This window comes from Corynebacterium imitans (genome assembly GCF_000739455.1).
Classification (GTDB): Bacteria; Actinomycetota; Actinomycetes; order Mycobacteriales; family Mycobacteriaceae; genus Corynebacterium; species Corynebacterium imitans.
In genome coordinates this window covers 571363-589825 of record NZ_CP009211.1, presented here as the reverse complement: position 1 = coordinate 589825, position 18463 = coordinate 571363, and the positions used below count along the sequence as shown (strand labels likewise).

Here is an 18463-nt window from a genome sequence, read left to right as displayed (position 1 = left end):
ATGAGCATGCTCTCGCCGCTTCTTCGCACTGACCCCGCCAGCCCGCGCCTGACTGTCTACGACGACGCCCGCGGCGCGCGCATGGAGTTCTCCGCCCAAACGTTGGACAACTGGGCCAGCAAGGTCGCCAACTTGCTCGACGAGGAATTCGAGCTGGACGCCGACGCGCCGATCGCCATCGACCTGCCGACCTCGTGGCAGTCCGCCGTCATCGCGCTCGGCGCGTACAACTCCGGCCGCACCGTGCGTTTCGCGCCCGAGCTGCTTGCCGACGCCACGCCAACCACCATCTTCACCACCGTCGATAATGCCGCGCGCTGGGCCGAAGTGCCGGATTGCGTCGTGGTCTCCGACGACCCCTTCGGCCGCGGCGTGGTGGAGGCCGGCGGCGAGCTGCCGTTCGGCACCGTCGACTTCGGCCCCACCGTGCGTTTCTACGGGGACCAGTACTTCGGTGCCTCGCCCGAGCTGGCCGAGTTTGCCACCCCCGACTTGGGGCCTGCCAGGTACTGGGTGCCGGGCTGGCGCACCGCCGCCGAGTTCCGCGACTTCGTGCTCGCCCCGCTCGCCGCGGGCGGCTCCGTCTGCGCCTCGGCTGGGCCGATTTCCGCAGACAGGCGCGAAGAAATCATGGACACCGAGAAGATCGAGCAGATCCTCGGCGAGGACTGATCCGCCTACCCCCGTTGGTGGGCAAAACCGGAAATCCGCGTACGCGATACGGGTGTGGCTTATACATTGTGGGAAACCAGTAACTACGAAAGGTTTCCGTATGCACTTCACCGCTTCCCGCAAGACTGGTGCCGCGCTGTGCGCGATCGCACTGGCCGGCGCGTCGCTCGCTGCCTGCTCCAGCGACTCCACCGAGTCAACCGAAACTGATTCCACCACCGCCGCAGAGTCCGGTGACACCGCCGCCGAGGGCGAGGGCCGCGGCCCGATCACCTTCGCGATGGGCCGCAACGACACGGACAAGCTCATCCCCATCATCGAGAAGTGGAACGCCGAGCACCCGGACGAGGAGGTCACGCTTAAGGAGCTCGCCGGCGAGGCGGACGACCAGCGCGACACGCTCGTGCAGTCGCTGCAGGCCGGCAACGACGACTATGACGTCATGGCGCTCGACGTGGTCTGGACCGCCGACTTCGCCGCCAACCAGTGGCTCGAGCCGCTCGAGGGCGACTACGAGGTGGATACCTCCGGCCTGCTGCAGTCCACGGTGGATTCGGCAACTTACGGCGGCAAGCTCGTCGCCCTGCCGCAGAACACCAACGGCCAGCTGCTCTTCCGCAACACCGACATCATCGAGGAAGCGCCGGACACCTTCGACGACATCCGCAGCGCCTGCGAGGCCGTCGAGTCCGACACCGACTGCCTGACCACCCAGCTCAAGCAGTACGAGGGCCTGACCGTCAACACGCTCGGCTTCATCAACGGCTGGGGCGGCGAGGTCATCGACGAGTCCGGCGAGCCCACCGTCGAGTCCGACGAGGCCAAGGCGGGCCTCCAGGCGCTTGTCGACGCCTACGCGGACGGCACCATCGCCCAGTCCTCCACCGCCGCGACGGAGGAGGAGACCAACCTCGCGTTCACCGAGGGCAAGACCGCCCTGGCCATCAACTGGCCGTACATGTACTCCAACGCCGAGGAGGCGGGCCTGAACTTCGAGGTCCAGCCGCTGGTTGGCAAGGACGGCGTGGGCGTGTCCACCCTCGGCGGCTACAACAACGGCATCAACGTCAATTCGAAGCACAAGGCGACCGCCCTGGACTTCATGAAGTTCATCATCAACGAGGAGAACCAGCTCTCCCTGGCCGAGAACTCCTTCCCGCCGGTGCTCGCGTCGATCTACGATGACGAGGCGCTCGTCGAGAAGCACCCCTATCTGCCGGCCCTGAAGGAGTCCCTGGAGAACGCGAAGCCGCGCCCGGTTTCCCCGTTCTACCCGGCGATCTCTAAGGCCATCCAGGACAACGCCTACGCGGCGCTGACCTCCGGCAAGAGCGTCGACGACGCAACGAAGGACATGGCTTCTGCCATCAAGCAGGCCTCCTAGTACCTGGTTGCTCACGCCCGCCACCGTTTACACTACGGTCGCGGGCGTTTTGCCCGTGTAGGCCCCAAACAGAACTGGAGTGTGGTGCATGACTACCGCTTCCCCCACCCGCGCGCGCAAACCGCGCGGCGACACGCGCAAAGCCGCGCTGCTCGTCACGCCCGCGCTGGCCGTGCTGGCCGTCGTCATCGGCTACCCGATCCTGCGTGCCATCTGGCTCTCCTTCCAAGCCGACAAGACACTCGACCCGACCACAGGCGTGTTCACCGAGGGTGGCTTCGCCGGTGCCGAGCACTACCTGTACTGGCTGACCAACCGCTGCATGACCGCCTCCGGTGAGGTCGGCTCCTGCCCGCCCGGCGTGCTCGCCACCGACTTCTGGCCGGCCGTGCGCATCACGCTGTTCTTCACCGTGGTCACCGTCCTTTTGGAGACGGTCCTCGGCATGGTGATGGCGCTGATCATGAACCACCCGTCGAAAGGCCGCGCGCTCATCCGCGCCGCCGTACTCATCCCGTGGGCCATCCCGACCGCGGTGACGGCGAAGCTGTGGCAGTTCATGTTCGCGCCCGCGGGCATCGTCAACTCGCTGCTCGGCACCGACATCGCGTGGACGACCGACCCCACCGCCGCGCGCGCCGCCGTCATCGTCGCCGACGTGTGGAAGACCACCCCGTTCATGGCGCTGCTCATCCTCGCCGGGCTCCAGATGATCCCCAAAGACGTCTACGAGGCCGCGCGTGTCGACGGCGCCTCCGCCTTCCAGTCGTTTACCCGCATCACCCTGCCGCTGGTACGACCGGCGCTCATGGTCGCCATCCTCTTCCGCACCCTCGACGCGCTGCGCATGTACGACCTGCCCGTCATCATGATCTCGGGCTCCTCCAACTCGCCCACCGCCACGATCTCCCAGCTCGTGGTCGAAGACATGCGCCAAGGCAACTTCAACAGTGCCTCCGCCCTGTCCACGCTGATCTTCCTGCTCATCTTCACGGTCGCCTTCGTCATGATTCGGTTCTTGGGCGCTGATGTTGGGGGCAGGCGGGCGTCGAAAAGCAAGAAAGGCTCGCGATGAGAAAATTCTGGCACTACGCAGGCGTCATCTTCATCATGTTCTGGGGGCTCGCCCCCTTCTACTGGATGCTGATCACCGCCCTGCGCGACAAGTCGCACACCTTCGACACCACGCCGTGGCCGACGCACGTCACGCTGGAGAACTTCCGCGACGCGCTCGCCACCGACAAGGGCAACAACTTCCTCGGGGCGATCGGTAACTCGCTTTTGATCTCCCTGACCACCACCGCGCTTGCCGTGCTCGTCGGCGTGTTCACCGCGTACGCGCTCGCGCGGCTCGATTTTCCCGGCAAAGGGATCGTGACCGGCATCATTCTGGCGGCGTCGATGTTCCCCGGCATCGCGCTGGTCACGCCGCTGTTCCAGCTGTTCGGCGACCTCGGCTGGATCGGCACCTACCGCGCGATGATCATCCCCAACATCTCGTTCGCACTGCCGCTGACCGTCTACACGCTCATCTCCTTCTTCCAGCAGCTGCCGTGGGAGCTCGAGGAGGCCGCGCGTGTCGACGGCGCAACACGCGGCCAGGCGTTCCGCCTCGTGCTACTGCCGCTGGCCGCACCCGCGATTTTCACCACCGCGATCATCGCGTTCATCACGACGTGGAACGAGTTCATGCTTGCGCGCCAGCTGTCCACCACCGCGACCGAGCCGGTGACCGTCGCGATCGCGCGCTTCTCGGGCCCGAGCGCGTTCGAGTACCCCTACGCAGCGATCATGGCGGCCGGCTCGCTGGTGACCGTGCCGCTGATCATCATGGTGCTGGTGTTCCAGCGCCGAATCGTCGCAGGCCTGACCGCAGGCGGCGTGAAGGGCTAAGCATGGATCAGCGCAAAGACCTCATGTGGCAGGCCATCATCGGTTTTGTCGGCTTCTTCGCGCTCGTGGCGCTGGTGCAGGGCCTGGTCAATCTCTTTCGCGCCGAGCCCGCGATCTGGCCAGGACTGCTCGCCGGTGCTTTCGCGGTTGCCGAGTGGTGGCTCGTGCGGCGTTGGCTTGCGTGGCGCGACACGTAGGTGCTTTTAACCGGGCGGTCCTGTTGCTGGGATGTGTGCGGCTCGGGCGTGTCTTCGTGCCGGGTCGGTGTGCTTTACGCCTCGGGGCGTGAGGTAGCCTTTCGGGCTTTGCCACATGATCTGGCCGCCGATCCGCTGCATCCTGCCCCGGTCCGGCCTGCCGTTTTGCCGGTTGTGGTAAGTGCACAACCAGCACATATTCTCGACCTCCGTGGCACCGCCTTTGGACCACTCCTGGATGTGGTGCGCCTCGGAGAAATCCGCCGGCTGGTTGCAGCCGGCCCACGCGCAGGTGGCGCCGTCGGCGCTCATTAGGGCGCGCAGCTCGCGCGTGGCGTGGCGCTCAAATTTCACCGGGTAGAGGTTGACCGGCCCGTCCGTAGCTGAAATCAGCGCGATGTACCCGGCCGCCCGCAGCTTCCGGTTGACCAGCTCGGCTCCGCGCAGCCACTCACCGTTGGTCAGCTGGACTTCAACCTCGCCGTCGTCGCACATGCGCCACTGGACGAAGTCGCCGATGTCCATGTTCAACACGGTAGTAATCGCCGCATCGCCACCCGTGCGTGTGTCCCTCAGCCACGCCTGCGGGTCGTCTTTCGCCGCGCGATACACCGGCAGGATATCCGTGGTGCGCCCGGTGATGTGGACTGTGGACCAGCCTGTGTCGTGGAAGGTCACCGAGGCTTTCGGCGCACGCGGTGCGGGCGGTTTGAGTTCCTTCTTCAAGGCTTTCGCGCGTTTGACCACGGTGCGCATGTCACCTTCAGTCTCACAAAGCTTCTGGCGATAGTGCCACCGGTCTTTATCGGAGTCCAGCGAGCGCGAAGACCGTGCGATATACGCCAGGGTGTCTAGTCGGTGCCCGTTTTCCCGCGCCGCCGCGACACAGGCGGCCTGTGCTTTCTTGTTGCGCACCGACCCGTAAAACACCTCGGCGGCGAGCGCGAGTTGTTCGGCGCGGTCGCGGTCCATGCCGCGGGCGACCAGCTCGGAGACGCTCGCTGAAGCCGCGTCGGCAACGATGGCGATGCCGGCGCGGTCCTGGGCGATCAGTGCGTCTACGAGATTCATGCCACCCACCATAAACACCCATGAGCTGCGCAAACAAGCAAATGTGAGAAGTATTCCACTTTCGTCCCAAAAGGGAACCGGCAGCCCAATTCATGCGTCTAATAGGGATACCCTTTTCCGCCTGCTACTAGTAGAAGCATGAAGTACATCACCGCAACGTTCACCTCTTTGGCACTGCTCGCCGCCGCGCAACCGGCGCTCGCGCAGGACACGACCGACAGCAACGAGGTGGTCGCCAACGCCAACGTCAACGTCGACTCGAACGACAGAGCTCCCGCCGAGACCACAAACGTGAACGTCGGCAAGAGCCTGGACGTCCTCGGCGCAGTGCTCGGCCTGCTCGCCGTCTTCGGCGCGCTCGCAGCCGGCTGGCTGTACTTCTCCGCCCCGGCGATCGGCATCGCGCTCCCCTTCTAAGTGCGGCAGGGGCGCTGTGCTAGCGTCGCCAGTGTGACACGGGGTGCACCCAACGTGGTGCTGAGATCAAACCCGTCGAACCTGCTCTAGCTCGACCTAGCGAAGGGATGTCCCACATGAATACACCTGCCCTGCCCCGCATTCTGACCATCGCCGGCACCGACCCGACCGGGGGCGCAGGAGTCCAGGCCGATATCAAATCGATCCAGGCCGCCGGCGGTTTTTCCTACAGCGTGGTGACCTCGCTCGTCGCCCAGAACACCACCGGCGTGCAGGAGATTTTCACCCCGCCGATCGATTTTCTGCGCACGCAGCTGCGCTCGATCACCGACGACGTGGCGATCGACGCGATCAAGATCGGCATGCTCGGCACCACCGAAATCATCGAGGTGGTGCGCGAGTTCCTCACCACACACGCGCGCGACTGCAAGGTGGTGTTGGATCCGGTGATGGTGGCGTCGTCAAGCGATAGGCTCCTCACGCGCGAGGCGGAAGAGGCGCTGCGCGAGCTCGCCTCGCTTGCCGACGTCATCACGCCCAACCTCCCCGAACTCGCCGTCCTTGCTGGCGTTGACCCGGCCGAAAACTTCGACGCCGCGATCGCGCAGGCGCAAGGCCTGGCGCATACGCTGGGCACGACCGTCATCGTCAAAGGCGGGCACCTCACCGGCGAGCGCGCGGACAACGCCGTGGTCACCGCGGACAGCGTGCACCACGTGCCGGTGACCCGCGTGGAGACGAAGAACACGCACGGCACGGGCTGCTCGTTTTCCTCGGCGCTGGCCACGCGCCTGGGGGCCGGCTTCGATACGCCCGCGGCGACCGAGTGGGCGTCTCGCTGGCTGCACGAGGCGATCGCGCACGCCGACGCGCTCGCCGTCGGGCACGGCCGCGGCCCCGTCGACCACGGCCATGTGGGCCGCCGCATGCAGCGCGCCGCCGACTGCAACCCCGAGCACTTCTTGCTTATCGACGCCGGCCCAACCCCACCTCTGGCTAAGCCCGCCGGTCCGCACACCCAGGCACTGTGGGACGCTTCGGCGCCCTACCTCACCGCGATCATGGAGCTGCCGTTTATCCGCACGCTCGGCGACGGCACGCTCGACCACGCCGACTTCATGTTCTACCTCGAGCAGGACGCCTATTACCTGACCAAGTACGCGCGCTCACTGCGCGCGCTCGGCGGCGCGTGGGCATCGGATGCGGACGCCGCGATCGCCGACGAGCAGGAGATGCAGCGCACCTGGCTCGCTGACCTGGGCCGCGAGACGCTGCCTTCGCCGGTCACGCGCGCCTACACCGACTTCCTGCTCGCTTCGACGTTGGGCGAGTCGGCCGCGATCGGGCAGGCGGCGGTGCTGCCCTGCTACTGGCTCTACTACGAGGTCGGCGCGCGTCTGGCTGAGCGCAACCACGACGCGCACCCCTACCGCGACTGGCTGGCCACCTACGCGGGCGACGGCTTCCACGAGGCGGTGCGCGGCGCGATCGAGCGTTGCGAGGCCACGCTTGCGGCGAACCCCGACGCGCTGGATGCGGCGGTGCGCGCGTGCGCGGTCGCCTCGCGCTACGAGCTCGATTTCTTCGACCAGGCCGACCGCGCGTGGGTGGTGCGCGATGCCTAGCTCGCTTGACCTGCGCTGCTACTTCGTCACGGGCCAGCCTGCCGCCGATGTTGCGCGCGTTGCCTCCGCGGCCGCAGCCGGCGGGGCGGGTGTGATCCAGGTGCGCAGCAAGCCGATCGCCGAGCCGGCGCTCGAGCGGCTCGCCTGCGAGGTCGCCGATGCGGTCGCCGCGGCGAACCCGCGCACGCGCGTGCTTATCGACGACAACGTCCCCCTCGCCGCCCACCTCATGCAAACCCACCACATCCACGGGGCGCACATCGGCCTGGACGACATGGACCCGCGCGCCGCCCGCGAGCTGCTTGGACCCAACGCGATCCTCGGGCTGACCACCGGCACGCTCGCGCTGGTGGAGGCGGCAAACGCGTACGCCGACGTGATCGATTACGTCGGCGCGGGCCCATTCCGCCCGACCCCGACGAAGGACTCCGGGCGTGCCCCGCTCGGCCTCGACGGCTACCCGCCGCTGGTCGCCGCCTCGAAGGTGCCAGTCGTGGCGATCGGCGACGTGCACGCATCGGATGCCGCGGCGCTCGCCGCCACGGGCGTGGCCGGCGTGGCGATCGTGCGCGGGTTCATGCGCGCCGAGGACCCGCGCGCGATGGCGGCGGGCATCGTTAAAGATTTCGAGGCTGCGTCGTGAAAAGCTTCGCACACCTCATCGTCGGTGCCGGCATCATCGGCCTGACCACCGCCTTCGAACTCACACGCCGCGGCGTGGACCCGCGCCAGATCGCGCTGATAGACCCGGCCCCGGCAAGCGGCGCGACCAACGTCGCCGGCGGTATGCTCGCCCCTGCCGCGGAGGTGCAGTACCGCCAGGAGCCGCTCTACCCGCTGATGCTGGAGTCGGCGGCGCTGTACCCTGCGCTCATCGCGGACCTGCCGGACGCCGAGGTCGGGTACCGCACCGAGTCGACCTTCGTTGTCGCCGCCGACCGCGCCGACGCCACCCACCTGCGCGAACTCACCGAGCACCAGCACGCCCACGGCATGGACGTCGACCGCCTCACGCTGCGCCAGGCACGCGCGCAGGAGCCGGGCTTAAGCCCGCAGCTGGCGGGCGTGGTGGAGATTCCGGGCGACCACCAGGTCAACCCGCGCATGTTCGCCGCCGCCCTGCTGCGCGAGCTGCAATCGCGCGGCGTGACCCTCGTGCGCGAAAAGGCTCACGCACTGCGCTGGGAGGGCGATAGGTGCGTCGGCGTCGATACCCTGCGCGGCGACACCGTCTACGTCTGCAACGGGCTCGGCGCCAGCGCGCTCGGCTTGCCACTGAACCTGCGCCCGGTGCGCGGCGACATGCTGCGCCTTGCCGGCCGCATGCCGGTCGGCCGCGTCGTGCGCGCTTTCGTCGAAGACCGCCCCGTCTACATCATTCCGCGCACCGACGGCACCATCGCCGTGGGCGCGACCAGCCGCGAGGACGCGCGCGTACGTCCCGCGGTCGACGGCGTGTACACGCTGCTTCGCGACGCCATCCGCGTCGTCCCCGCCATCGAGGACTGCGAGCTTGTGGAGGCGCTCGTCGGCAATCGCCCCGGCACGCCCGACGACCTGCCCTACCTGGGCTTACGCGGCGAGAACCTGGTGGTCTCGACCGGCTATTTCCGCCACGGGATCCTGCTGGCGGCGCTCGGCGCGCGCGTCGGTGCCGACCTCGGGCTCGAGCGCGAAACGGCCGTCGATATCTCCGCCTGCGACCCCGCCCGCCACGAACTGTAAAGGAGCATCATGCGCATCACCATCAACGATCAGCCCCGCACCTTCGACACCGCGCCGACTGTGCAGTCGCTCGTCGACGAGGTCGTCGGCCACTCGGAAGGCGTCGCCGTCGCGGTCAACGGCAAGGTTGTGCCCGCAAGTCGCTGGGGCCAATTGCTTGCCGACGCCGACACCGTCGACATCCTCACCGCCGTCCAAGGAGGCTAGCCGTGCTGAACATCGCCGACAAGGAATTCGACTCGCACCTGATCATGGGCACCGGCGGGGCGACCAGCCAGCAGTTGCTCGAGGACGCGCTGGTGGCCAGCGGTACGCAGCTGACCACGGTGGCGATGCGTCGGCACGCTGCCCGCGCCGACGGTGGCGAGAGTGTCTTCCAGATGCTCACCCGGCTCGGCATCGACCCCCTGCCGAACACCGCGGGCTGCCGCACCGCCCGCGACGCGGTGCTCACCGCGCAGCTGGCGCGCGAGGCGCTCGGCACGAACTGGGTCAAGGTAGAGGTCATCGCGGATGACCACACGCTGCTGCCGGATGTCGTCGAGCTTGTCGACGCCTGCGAGCTGCTCGTCGCCGATGGCTTCGTCGTGCTTGCCTACACCTCCGACGACCCGGTCGTCGCCGCCCGCCTGGAGCAGGTCGGGGTGCATGCGGTGATGCCGCTCGGCTCGCCGATCGGCACCGGGCTTGGCATTTTGAACCCGCACAACATCGAGCTGATCTGCGCGCGTGCGCAGGTGCCCGTGCTTCTCGACGCCGGCGTCGGCACCGCCTCCGACGCCACCGCCGCCATGGAACTCGGCTGCGACGGCGTACTGCTCGCCAGCGCGGTCAACCGCTGCCAGGACCCGGTCGCGATGGCGCGCGCGATGCGCCATGCGGTGGAGGCGGGCCGGCTGGCTCGGGGCGCGGGGCGGATTCCGCGGCGGACGCATGCGGAGGGGGCGTTGGCGTCGTCAAGCTTTGAAGGCCTGGCGAGCTGGGCGGATGAGGTCCTATGAACCTGCCTCACGCTGAGCTGCGGCGCACTGCGCGCCAAACACTGTTGCCGGGCTTCGGGCTGGCGGGCCAGGAGGCGCTGAACCGGGCGCGGGTGCTCGTCGTCGGCGCGGGCGGGCTCGGCTGCCCGGTGATGCAGGCGCTGGTGGCCACGGGCGTCGGCACGCTCACGGTGATTGACGACGACGTGGTGGATGACACGAACATCCACCGCCAAATCCTGTTCAGCGCAGCCGACGTGGGCCGACCGAAGGTGGAGGTGGCGGCCGAGCAGCTGCGCCGCCACCGCGTGGACGCCACGATCGTGCCGCTGCGCAAGCGGCTCGATGCTTCCAACGCGCCCGAGCTCTTCCGCGAGCATGACTTGGTCATCGACGGCTCGGATACGTTTGGCACCAAGTTTCTTTCCGCCGACGCCGCCGAAATTACCGGCACGCCATTGGTGTGGGGCTCGGTGCTGCGCTTCCACGGCGAGCTCGCGCTGTGGCACTCGGGGCCTTTTGAGCGCGGGGTCGGGCTGCGCGACCTCTACCCCACCCACCCGGCACCCGAAGACACGCCGGACTGCGCCACCGCGGGCGTGCTCGGGGTGACCACCTCGGTCGTCGGCGGGCTGATGGCCACCGAGGCCGTGAAGTACCTCGCGGGCATGGACGCCGAGGTCGGCGTGCTGCACGTCTACGAGGCGCTCGCCGGGACGGTGCGGCGCTTCGAGGTCGCCGCCGACCCGGAGCGCGAGCTGGTCACCGAACTGGAGGTTCAGGCGACGTCGTGCGCGCTGCCGCAGGACGGTGAGAAAACGCGCCTGCTCGCGCAGGTCGCCGGCGGTAACGCCACCGCGCTGGACGTGCGCGAACTCGGCGAGAAGGCGATCAAGGACCTGCCGCAACAGTCTGTACACCTGCCCGCCTCGGTATGGCGCGAAGACCCGGACGCCGCGCTCGCACTGCTCAATGAGCTGCGCGGCGCGGGTGACGTCGTGGTCTACTGCGCCTCGGGAAAGCGCTCGGCCGATTTCGTGGCCCGCTTCGGCGAGGCCGCCGCCGCGCGCGGACTCACGCTACACAGCCTCCCGGGTGGGCTTTAGCGGCGCTGCGCCTCTGCGATCTCGGAGGTGTTCTGCGCCGTCTTGATCGCCGAGACCATGAATTCCAGCGTGACCCGCGCGCTGATCAGCGAGACCAGCGCGGCCAGCGTGCCGACGATGAGGAAGCCGATGAGCGCAAACAGGCCGGAGCCAAAGCCGTCGCTGAACGCTGCGAGCGACACGAGCAGGCCGAAGACCCAGCACAGACCGATGAGCACGGCGGAGATCAGGTAGATCACGCGGGCGAACTTCAGGGTGATGTACTGGGAAAAGGAGAAGTCGAAGAGTGCGGAGAAGAAGCCGTCGGCGGTTTGCTTGCTTTGCGCGGTGTTGAAATTGGAAGTCATGGGCATTCCTTTACAGTCGAACTACAGGTGCACCACGAACTTATACCCGGTTTTGCGCTCCCTCGCGTCTTTTCATTACTCAGTCAACAGGCTTTCGCCTTTGGCGTCTAGGAGTTGTTCCATCTCGTGCATCTCAGCGGTCTGGACGTCGATCATTTGTTGAGCGAGGTCCACGAGCGGCTTGTAGCCGCCGTTGTCGATTTCGTCTTGGGTCATGGCAACGGCGCCTGCGTGATGGAAATGCATCAGCTGGAGAAACAAGGTGTCTGCTTCCTCGCCCGAAAGTGTTTTCAGTTGGTCCATCTGTTCCGGAGTGAGCATGCCATTGGCAATGTGCGGGGCGTGATGAGCCATGAGGTCACCCTGGTCCCATTCTTCCGCCCAGTCGACCATGGTGTCGATCTCTTCTTGTTGCCCGGCTTTAATCCGCTCGGCCAAGTCTGCGGTGGCTTCGCTGATGCCGTCGGCGGCCAGGATGATCTCGCTCATATCCACTGCTTGTTGGTGATGCGGTGTCATCATCGCCACAAAATGTAGATCCACCCCATTGACTTCTGCGGGTTGGTTGGCCCCGGCAGTCACTGCGGTACCGTCCTTGTCGGTCTGCGGCGCGTTTGTGGCGTCTTGGCCATCTCCGGCGCATGAAGCCACGCTGGCCCCCAGTACTGCAACGGTGATCAAGCCGGTGATGCGGCGCTGTAAGTGTGCCATGAATGGAGCCCTCCTAGACCTGAAGTACATGGCACCAAAAGTAGCACCATCGGATGTACTTTAGCGCATTTTGTGCATAAGGCGTCGCCACACAACCCGCGCTGCGGAGTGCGGCAGCGCAACGAGCTCGCGCGCGTAGTTTTTCGGCCGGGAGCGGCGCGGGGTGCGCGCGGGCACCATCTCCACCGGAATGCCCAGGTGCCAGGCCCATACGCGCGTGCGGCGGACGTGGAAGTTGCTGGTCACCACGATCAGCCGCGAGGCGGAAGGAAACAGCGCTCGGGTGCGCTCGAGGTTTTCGTTCGTCGAGGTGGCATACGGCTCCTCAACGATCAGCTCGCGGGGCACGCCGCGCCCGGCGAGCCAGCCCGCCATCACTGCCGCTTCCCCGCGGCCGGTGACCACAATGGTGCGGCGCACGCCACTGCGCGCGTCGGTGCGCCAGCGCACCAGCGCGGCGCAGAGACGGGCGTGCAGCATGCGCGACGGGTGGCCGTCGACAATGCGCGCGCCCAGCACCACAATGGGGCTGCTACTCACCCAGCAACCTGCTGCGCAGCGCCTCGTCTTTCTTCTCCACGGAGGCAGCCATGTCCTCCTGGTAGCGCACCATCTTCTCCTGCAGCTGTGCATCGGCCGCGCCCAGGATGCGGGCGGCGAGCAGACCGGCGTTCTTCGCCCCGCCGATGGAGACGGTGGCAACGGGCACGCCGCCCGGCATCTGCACGATCGACAGCAAAGAATCCATGCCGTCGAGCGTGTCGAGCGCGCGCGGGATGCCGATGACCGGCAGCGGGGTCGCGGCGGCGACCATGCCCGGCAGGTGGGCGGCACCGCCGGCGCACGCGATGATCACGCGCAGTCCCCGCTCGTGCGCCTGCTTGGCATACGCGAGCATCTTCTCAGGCGTGCGGTGCGCGGACACGACGCCGACCTCGAAGGGAATGCCGAACTCGGCGAGTACTTCGGCGGCGGGTTTAACGGTGTCCCAGTCAGAATCGGAGCCCATAATCAGGCCAACGAGGGGTGCAGACATAGGTGCGAAAGCCTTTCTAGTTCCAGCGGGCCGTAATCAGGTACTTCGCGGCGTGCTCCGCGATCTTGCGGGTGGTGACCACGTCGTATCCGGTCACGTTCACGTGCCCGATCTTGCGGCCCGGACGCCAGCTCTTGCCATAGAGGTGGATCTTGGCCTCCGGGTAGCGCAGCATCACTTCCTTGACGCGGTTTTCCATCGACATCTCCGGGTCCTCCTCGCCGCCGAGGACGTTGACCATCACGGTGACCGGGGCGACGGTCTCGGTCTCACCCAGCGGCCAGTCCAGCACGGCGCGCAAGTGCTGCTCGAACTGGGAGGTCAGCGAGCCGTCCTGGGTCCAGTGGCCGGTGTTGTGCGGGCGCATCGCCAGCTCGTTGATGGACACGGCGGTGCCGGTTTCCGTCTTGTACTCGAACAGCTCCACCGCCATCACGCCGGTGACATCCAGCTTGCGCGCAATCAGGCGCGCAAGCTTCTTGCACTCGCGCGCGAGCCGCGACGGCAGGTCCGGGGCGGGCGCGATCGCGACGCGGCAGATGCCGTTGTCCTGGCGCGACTCCACCACCGGCCACACGCGCATCTCGCCGGAGCGGGAGCGCGCCACCATAATCGACAATTCGCGGACGAAGTCGACCTTCTCCTCCGCGTAGAGCTCCATGCCGCGGCCCAGCAGGTCCTCGACCAGGTCGAGCAGCTCGCCCTGGGAGTCGGGGAACCAGACGCCTTTACCGTCGTAGCCACCGCGCGTGGTTTTCAGGCAGACGCGGTGCTCGTGCTGCTCCCAGAAGGCACGAGCCGCGTCCACGGAGTCAATCGCGGCGTACGCCGGCACGGGCAGGCCCAGTTCTTCGAGCTTGCGGCGCTGCGCCAGCTTGTCCTGGGCGTACAGGAGTGCGCTGGGGCGTGGTTCGACGAGCACGTGCTCGTCGAGAAGCTGCTCCAAGTGCTCATTCGGCACGTGCTCATGGTCGAAGGTCACTGCCGACGCCCCGCGGACTACCTCCCGCAGGTCCTCCAGCTTATGGTAGTCGCCGAGGCGCACATCACTGTAGACCTGGGCGGCAGATGCGTCCTCGCTCCCGGCGAGCAATCGCATGTGCAAACCGAGCTCGATCGCCTCGGTGTGCATCATGCGGGCGAGTTGGCCGTCGCCGACGACCACGACAATTGGCATTCCTTGTGCGTCATTCACACACCACACCTTACCCTGGTGCTATGTCCACGAACTCTCAGGCGGTTTCGCGCCACACGATTTTCCAGAACTCGCTCATGACCGCGCTCCTCGACGGCATCTACGATGGCGAGCTGACCATCGGCGACATCCTGGCCAAAGGCAACTTCGGGCTCGGCACCTTCGATGGCCTCGACGGCGAGATGATCATCCTCGACGGCACCTGCTACCAGCTCACCAGCGACGGCAAAGCCCGTATCGCGGACCTCGACCAGCGCACGCCGTTTACGGTGGTGACGAACTTCGTGCCGCGCATCACCGTCGACGCGCCGCAGGGCATGCGCCGCGGCGAACTGTCCTCCTTCATCGACTCGCTCGAGCCCAGCCGCAACTTCTTCTACGCCGTGCGCATCACCGGTACCTTCGACGAGGTGGTCACCCGCACCGTGAGCAAGCAGGAAAAGCCCTACCGCCCCATGACCGAAGCAATTAACGACGACGCCGAGCACCACTTCGAAAACGTCACCGGCATCATCGGCGGCTTCCGCACCCCGGCCTACGCCAAGGGCATCAGCGTGCCCGGCTGCCACGTGCACTTCATCGACGAGGCGCGCACCTCCGGCGGCCACGTCCTCGACTACACCGTGCGCGACGCCCGCATCGAGCTGTGCCCCGGCACCGACATGGACCTCCACCTGCCGGTCACCGCAGAGTTCCAGCAGGGCGACCTCACGCCGGAGGATCTGGACAGCCAGCTGCACGACACGGAGATCAAGGGCGCGCAGATCAACGGTTAAGCGCCTTCTGCAGCGCCTTATCGACGGCGCGCGCCTTGCCGACATCCTCGAAAACCAGCGGGCGGTCGTAGCCGTAGACCGCCACCGAGATCCCGCCCTTGACGCGGCGCGCGGAGTGGATTTGCTCCAAGGGGATGGAGTCGACCGCGCCGCGGCGCCCGCGGGCGAGGATGCGGCGGTCGGTGAGCATGAAGCGCCGGCGACGCGATGCCACCAGCGGGCCGACGAAGCGCCACAGGGCGAGCAGCGCCCACAGCGCCACGACGAGGTTGCGCAGCGCCGGGTCGATGCCTGGGGTCACGTCCATCCAGCCGATCGCGATCCAGGCCACGCCCGTAATCACGATCAGCTCCATCAAAGGGAAGGTGAGGGTGGAAAGGGGTGCGCAGACGTCGACAAGCACTTGCTCGCCGTCGTGAGTTTGAAACCGCACCTTTTTTGACACGCGACCAGGCTACTGTTTCGGGCGCAGGTGATGCACATCGCCGACGGAGTAAGCGGTGCCGTCGATGATGACTTCGCCGTGCTCGTTGATGCCGTCGACGACGCCGTGGACGTCGCGGTCGTGCAGCTCCATGCGCACGGTCTGGCCGATGGTGGAGCAGACATTGCGGTAGTCGCTCAGCAGCTGCGGGTCGCCGTCCTGCCACTGCTTCAAGCGGCGGCCCATGGCGCGCAGGATGTCGATGGTGAATTCGTCGAAGTCGACGTCGATGCCCTCGAGGTTGAGCGCGGTCGCGGTGTCGACGGGCAGCTGCTCGGGGCGGAAGTTGACGTTAATGCCGATGCCCACGACCACGTTCGGCAGTGCGAGGTTGGACAGGATGCCCGCGATTTTCTTGCCGCCGATCTGCACGTCGTTCGGCCATTTCAGGCGCGCCTGCGGGACGACGTCGGTCACGGCCACGCCCGGCGCGATGGACAGCAGGCCGTAGTGGTTGGGGTCTGTACCAGCATCGATGACCATACTCATGGCCAGCTGCGCGCCCTTCGGTGTGACCCACGTGCGGTTCAAGCGCCCCTTGGACGCGGTCTGCTCGTTTGCGATGAGCACCATGCCCGCCTCACCTTCTTTGACCATGTCGGCGTTGGTGGAGCCGGTGGTCTCGACGTAGCGCACCTTCGGCCAATAAGGGGCGACGGCGTCTTGAATGCGGGCAAGGTCTGTGACTGTCATGCCGCCAAGTTTAAGCGGTGGCGACAAGGCAGGTGGCAGTGGCGTAGTCGCCGTCGTGGCTCAGCGAAACCGACGCGACCGCCGGTGCACCCGCAGCAGCGAGCTGCGAACTCACCGCGAGGGTGGGGCGCGCGTAGGCGTCGATAAGCACTTCGAGCTGGCGAAAGTCGATGGCCTCGAGCACGGGCGGGAGCCCGAAGCGGCTGGATCCCCACGCTTTGATGTAGGCCTCTTTGGCGGCCCAGCGGGCGGCGAGCGAGGCGTCCCGGTCGGGCTTGGCCGCGCAGTCGCGCAGCTCGCGGTCAGTAAACGCGCGAGCGAAGGTGGTGCCGGGGGTGGCGAGCTGTGCGCGGAAGGTGGGGATGTGGACGAGATCGGTGCCGATGTGCACGCGTGGCCTCCCTTCGTAACACAAACGTGATCAAACTCACAGCGGGGCGTTCTCCCACCTTAACGGGCGGGCGCGCGCCCCGAAACCTACCGAAGCGTAGGTTATTCATGTTTTGTATAGCTAATTATTAGCACGAAAGCTTATGCTACCCCGCATGACAGTTTCAGCGAAGATGTCACACACGACACAAACCACCGCAGAAAAGCTCGACGACCTGCGCGCCCGCCGCGCCGAAGCGCTCGCCCCCATGGGCGAGCAAGCACACGACAAGGTGCGCGACGCCGGAAGACTCACCGCCCGTGAGCGGCTCGACTACATCCTGGACGAGGGATCCTTCGTGGAAACCGACATGCTCGCCCGCCACCGCACCCACGACTTCGGCATGTACGCCAAACGCCCGGTCACCGACGGCATCGTCACCGGCTGGGGCACCATCGACGGCCGCGAGGTCTGCATCTTCTCCCAGGACGGCACCGTCTTCGGCGGCGCGCTCGGCGAGGTCTACGGCGAGAAGATGATCAAGATCCAGAAGCTGGCCATTGCCACCGGCCGCCCGCTGATTGGTCTCTACGAGGGCGCGGGCGCGCGCATCCAGGACGGCGCGGTCTCGCTCGACTGGATCGCCCAGACCTTCTACCAGAACGTGCAGGCCAGCGGCGTGGTGCCGCAGATCTCCGTGATCCTGGGCGCCTGCGCCGGCGGCAACGCGTACTCGCCCGCGCTCACTGACTTCGTGGTGATGGTGGACAAGACCTCCAAGATGTTTGTCACCGGCCCGGACGTGATCAAGACCGTCACCGGCGAGGAGATCAGTCAGGAGGAGCTCGGCGGTGCGTGGACGCACATGGCCACCGCGGGCAACTGCCACTACGTCGCCGAAAACGACCAGGAGGCGCTGGACTGGGTCATGGACCTGGTGAGCTACCTGCCGGCGAATAGTCGGGAGAAGGTGGACACGAAGGCGTCGATAAGCAGCGAGCCCCGCGAGGCGCTGGATCAGCTCATCCCCGACTCCCCCAACACCCCATACGACGTGCGCGAGGTCATCGCCGAGCTTGCCGACGACGGCGAGTACCTCGAGATCATGGAGCAGCGCGCCGAGAACGTCGTCACCGCGTTCGGGCACATTGACGACCAGGTCGTCGGCTTTGTGGCGAACCAGCCGCAGGTGTTCGCCGGCTGCCTGGACATCGACTCTTCTGAGAAGGCCGCCCGCTTCGTGCGCACGTGCGACGCCTTCAACATCCCGATTGTCATGCTGGTGGACGTGCCCGGGTTTTTGCCCGGCGCGGGCCAGGAGTACGGCGGCATCCTGCGCCGCGGCGCGAAGCTGCTCTACGCCTACGGCGAGGCGACCGTACCGAAGATCACCGTGACCATGCGCAAGGCCTACGGCGGCGCGTACTGCGTCATGGGCTCGAAGGGCCTGGGCGCGGACGTGAACCTCGCGTGGCCGACCGCGCAGATCGCGGTGATGGGCGCGGCCGGCGCCGTCGGGTTTATCAACCGCAAGGAGATCAAGGCCGCCCGCGAGTCCGGGATGGACGAGCAGGCGCTTAACGAGCTGATCGCCAGCTTCGAGCGCGAGTACGAGGACACCATCTTAAACCCGTACAACGCCGCCGAGCGCGGACTCATCGACGCGGTGATCTTGCCCTCGGAGACGCGCGACGCGATCGCCGCGAACCTGCGTCTCTACCGCGACAAGACTGTCGCCCGCCCCGCCCGCAAGCACGGCAACATGCCGCTGTAAACCTCTC

General features: G+C 66.8%; 23 protein-coding genes and 1 riboswitch. Of the genes, 14 read left to right on the top strand and 9 right to left on the bottom strand.

Annotation, left to right across the window (positions count from 1 at the left end):
* The 5 genes from CIMIT_RS02695 (at position 1) to CIMIT_RS02675 (ending at position 4146) form a co-directional block, all read left to right on the top strand.
* Complete coding sequence (locus CIMIT_RS02695) at positions 1-672, top strand: TIGR03089 family protein (RefSeq protein WP_038588800.1); 672 nt, start codon at positions 1-3, stop codon at positions 670-672.
* A gap of 100 nt (positions 673-772) precedes the next feature.
* Positions 773-2056 carry an ABC transporter substrate-binding protein gene (locus CIMIT_RS02690; protein ID WP_038588797.1) on the top strand — a complete coding sequence of 428 codons (1284 nt, stop codon included), beginning with the start codon at positions 773-775 and terminating at the stop codon, positions 2054-2056.
* An 88-nt stretch (positions 2057-2144) separates the two neighbouring features.
* Complete coding sequence (locus tag CIMIT_RS02685; protein ID WP_038588794.1) at positions 2145-3131, top strand: carbohydrate ABC transporter permease; 987 nt, start codon at positions 2145-2147, stop codon at positions 3129-3131.
* Positions 3128-3949 (top strand): carbohydrate ABC transporter permease, encoded by an 822-nt coding sequence (locus tag CIMIT_RS02680; protein ID WP_038588791.1) that lies wholly within the window; start codon positions 3128-3130, stop codon positions 3947-3949. Before CIMIT_RS02685 ends, CIMIT_RS02680 begins: the two co-directional genes overlap by 4 nt.
* A gap of 2 nt (positions 3950-3951) precedes the next feature.
* Positions 3952-4146 carry a hypothetical protein gene (locus CIMIT_RS02675; protein WP_038588788.1) on the top strand — a complete coding sequence of 65 codons (195 nt, stop codon included), beginning with the start codon at positions 3952-3954 and terminating at the stop codon, positions 4144-4146.
* A 6-nt stretch (positions 4147-4152) separates the two neighbouring features.
* On the opposite strand, the gene CIMIT_RS02670 is transcribed toward CIMIT_RS02675, so the two are convergent.
* The gene (locus tag CIMIT_RS02670) at positions 4153-5217 is read right to left on the bottom strand and encodes an HNH endonuclease signature motif containing protein (RefSeq protein ID WP_051904742.1); all 1065 of its coding nucleotides are present in this window, start codon (positions 5215-5217) and stop codon (positions 4153-4155) included.
* A 138-nt stretch (positions 5218-5355) separates the two neighbouring features.
* Between CIMIT_RS02670 and CIMIT_RS02665 the strand changes: the two genes are divergently transcribed.
* The 7 genes from CIMIT_RS02665 (at position 5356) to CIMIT_RS02635 (ending at position 11070) form a co-directional block, all read left to right on the top strand.
* On the top strand, positions 5356-5634 hold the full coding sequence (locus CIMIT_RS02665) for a hypothetical protein (RefSeq protein WP_038588785.1): 279 nt from the start codon (positions 5356-5358) through the stop codon (positions 5632-5634).
* 29 nt (positions 5635-5663) lie between these two features.
* Positions 5664-5759, top strand: a riboswitch (TPP riboswitch).
* A complete protein-coding gene (locus tag CIMIT_RS02660) occupies positions 5751-7259 on the top strand; it encodes a bifunctional hydroxymethylpyrimidine kinase/phosphomethylpyrimidine kinase (protein ID WP_038588782.1) in 1509 nt (502 codons plus the stop codon). (Overlaps the previous riboswitch by 9 nt.)
* Complete coding sequence (locus CIMIT_RS02655) at positions 7252-7902, top strand: thiamine phosphate synthase (RefSeq protein WP_038588779.1); 651 nt, start codon at positions 7252-7254, stop codon at positions 7900-7902. Before CIMIT_RS02660 ends, CIMIT_RS02655 begins: the two co-directional genes overlap by 8 nt.
* Entirely contained in the window at positions 7899-8984 is a 1086-nt protein-coding gene (gene thiO, locus CIMIT_RS02650) for a glycine oxidase ThiO (protein ID WP_038588776.1), read from the top strand. The genes CIMIT_RS02655 and thiO overlap by 4 nt, the downstream gene beginning before the upstream one ends.
* Before the next feature lie 9 nt (positions 8985-8993).
* A complete protein-coding gene (gene thiS / locus CIMIT_RS02645; RefSeq protein WP_038588773.1) occupies positions 8994-9191 on the top strand; it encodes a sulfur carrier protein ThiS in 198 nt (65 codons plus the stop codon).
* 2 nt (positions 9192-9193) lie between these two features.
* Entirely contained in the window at positions 9194-9985 is a 792-nt protein-coding gene (locus CIMIT_RS02640; protein ID WP_038588770.1) for a thiazole synthase, read from the top strand.
* A complete protein-coding gene (locus CIMIT_RS02635) occupies positions 9982-11070 on the top strand; it encodes a ThiF family adenylyltransferase (protein ID WP_038588767.1) in 1089 nt (362 codons plus the stop codon). The genes CIMIT_RS02640 and CIMIT_RS02635 overlap by 4 nt, the downstream gene beginning before the upstream one ends.
* Here the strand turns inward: CIMIT_RS02635 and CIMIT_RS02630 are convergent.
* The 5 genes from CIMIT_RS02630 to CIMIT_RS02610 form a co-directional block, all read right to left on the bottom strand.
* Positions 11067-11417 (bottom strand): DUF4282 domain-containing protein, encoded by a 351-nt coding sequence (locus CIMIT_RS02630; RefSeq protein WP_051904741.1) that lies wholly within the window; start codon positions 11415-11417, stop codon positions 11067-11069. The two genes, CIMIT_RS02635 and CIMIT_RS02630, sit on opposite strands and share 4 nt — an antisense overlap.
* 75 nt (positions 11418-11492) lie before the next feature.
* Positions 11493-12128 (bottom strand): DUF305 domain-containing protein, encoded by a 636-nt coding sequence (locus CIMIT_RS02625; RefSeq protein ID WP_038588764.1) that lies wholly within the window; start codon positions 12126-12128, stop codon positions 11493-11495.
* 60 nt (positions 12129-12188) lie between these two features.
* Positions 12189-12668: a YdcF family protein gene (locus CIMIT_RS02620; RefSeq protein ID WP_038588761.1), complete on the bottom strand. Its 480-nt coding sequence runs from the start codon at positions 12666-12668 to the stop codon at positions 12189-12191.
* Positions 12661-13164 carry a 5-(carboxyamino)imidazole ribonucleotide mutase gene (gene purE, locus CIMIT_RS02615; protein ID WP_038588758.1) on the bottom strand — a complete coding sequence of 168 codons (504 nt, stop codon included), beginning with the start codon at positions 13162-13164 and terminating at the stop codon, positions 12661-12663. The genes CIMIT_RS02620 and purE overlap by 8 nt, the downstream gene beginning before the upstream one ends.
* A gap of 16 nt (positions 13165-13180) precedes the next feature.
* Positions 13181-14341 (bottom strand): 5-(carboxyamino)imidazole ribonucleotide synthase, encoded by a 1161-nt coding sequence (locus CIMIT_RS02610; protein ID WP_051904740.1) that lies wholly within the window; start codon positions 14339-14341, stop codon positions 13181-13183.
* A gap of 41 nt (positions 14342-14382) precedes the next feature.
* Between CIMIT_RS02610 and budA the strand changes: the two genes are divergently transcribed.
* Complete coding sequence (gene budA, locus CIMIT_RS02605; RefSeq protein WP_038588752.1) at positions 14383-15135, top strand: acetolactate decarboxylase; 753 nt, start codon at positions 14383-14385, stop codon at positions 15133-15135.
* On the opposite strand, the gene CIMIT_RS02600 is transcribed toward budA, so the two are convergent.
* The 3 genes from CIMIT_RS02600 to acpS are packed head-to-tail and all read right to left on the bottom strand — an operon-like array spanning position 15125 to position 16703.
* Positions 15125-15568 (bottom strand): hypothetical protein, encoded by a 444-nt coding sequence (locus CIMIT_RS02600; protein WP_038593802.1) that lies wholly within the window; start codon positions 15566-15568, stop codon positions 15125-15127. The two genes, budA and CIMIT_RS02600, sit on opposite strands and share 11 nt — an antisense overlap.
* Before the next feature lie 21 nt (positions 15569-15589).
* Positions 15590-16312, bottom strand: a complete 723-nt coding sequence (locus tag CIMIT_RS02595) for a biotin--[acetyl-CoA-carboxylase] ligase (RefSeq protein ID WP_038588749.1) — start codon at positions 16310-16312, stop codon at positions 15590-15592.
* 10 nt (positions 16313-16322) lie between these two features.
* Positions 16323-16703: a holo-ACP synthase AcpS gene (gene acpS, locus CIMIT_RS02590; protein ID WP_038588746.1), complete on the bottom strand. Its 381-nt coding sequence runs from the start codon at positions 16701-16703 to the stop codon at positions 16323-16325.
* A 142-nt stretch (positions 16704-16845) separates the two neighbouring features.
* Here acpS and CIMIT_RS02585 point away from each other — a divergent pair, with 142 nt between their 5' ends.
* Positions 16846-18456 (top strand): acyl-CoA carboxylase subunit beta, encoded by a 1611-nt coding sequence (locus CIMIT_RS02585; RefSeq protein ID WP_407919538.1) that lies wholly within the window; start codon positions 16846-16848, stop codon positions 18454-18456.
* The last annotated feature ends 7 nt before the right edge of the window (positions 18457-18463 follow it).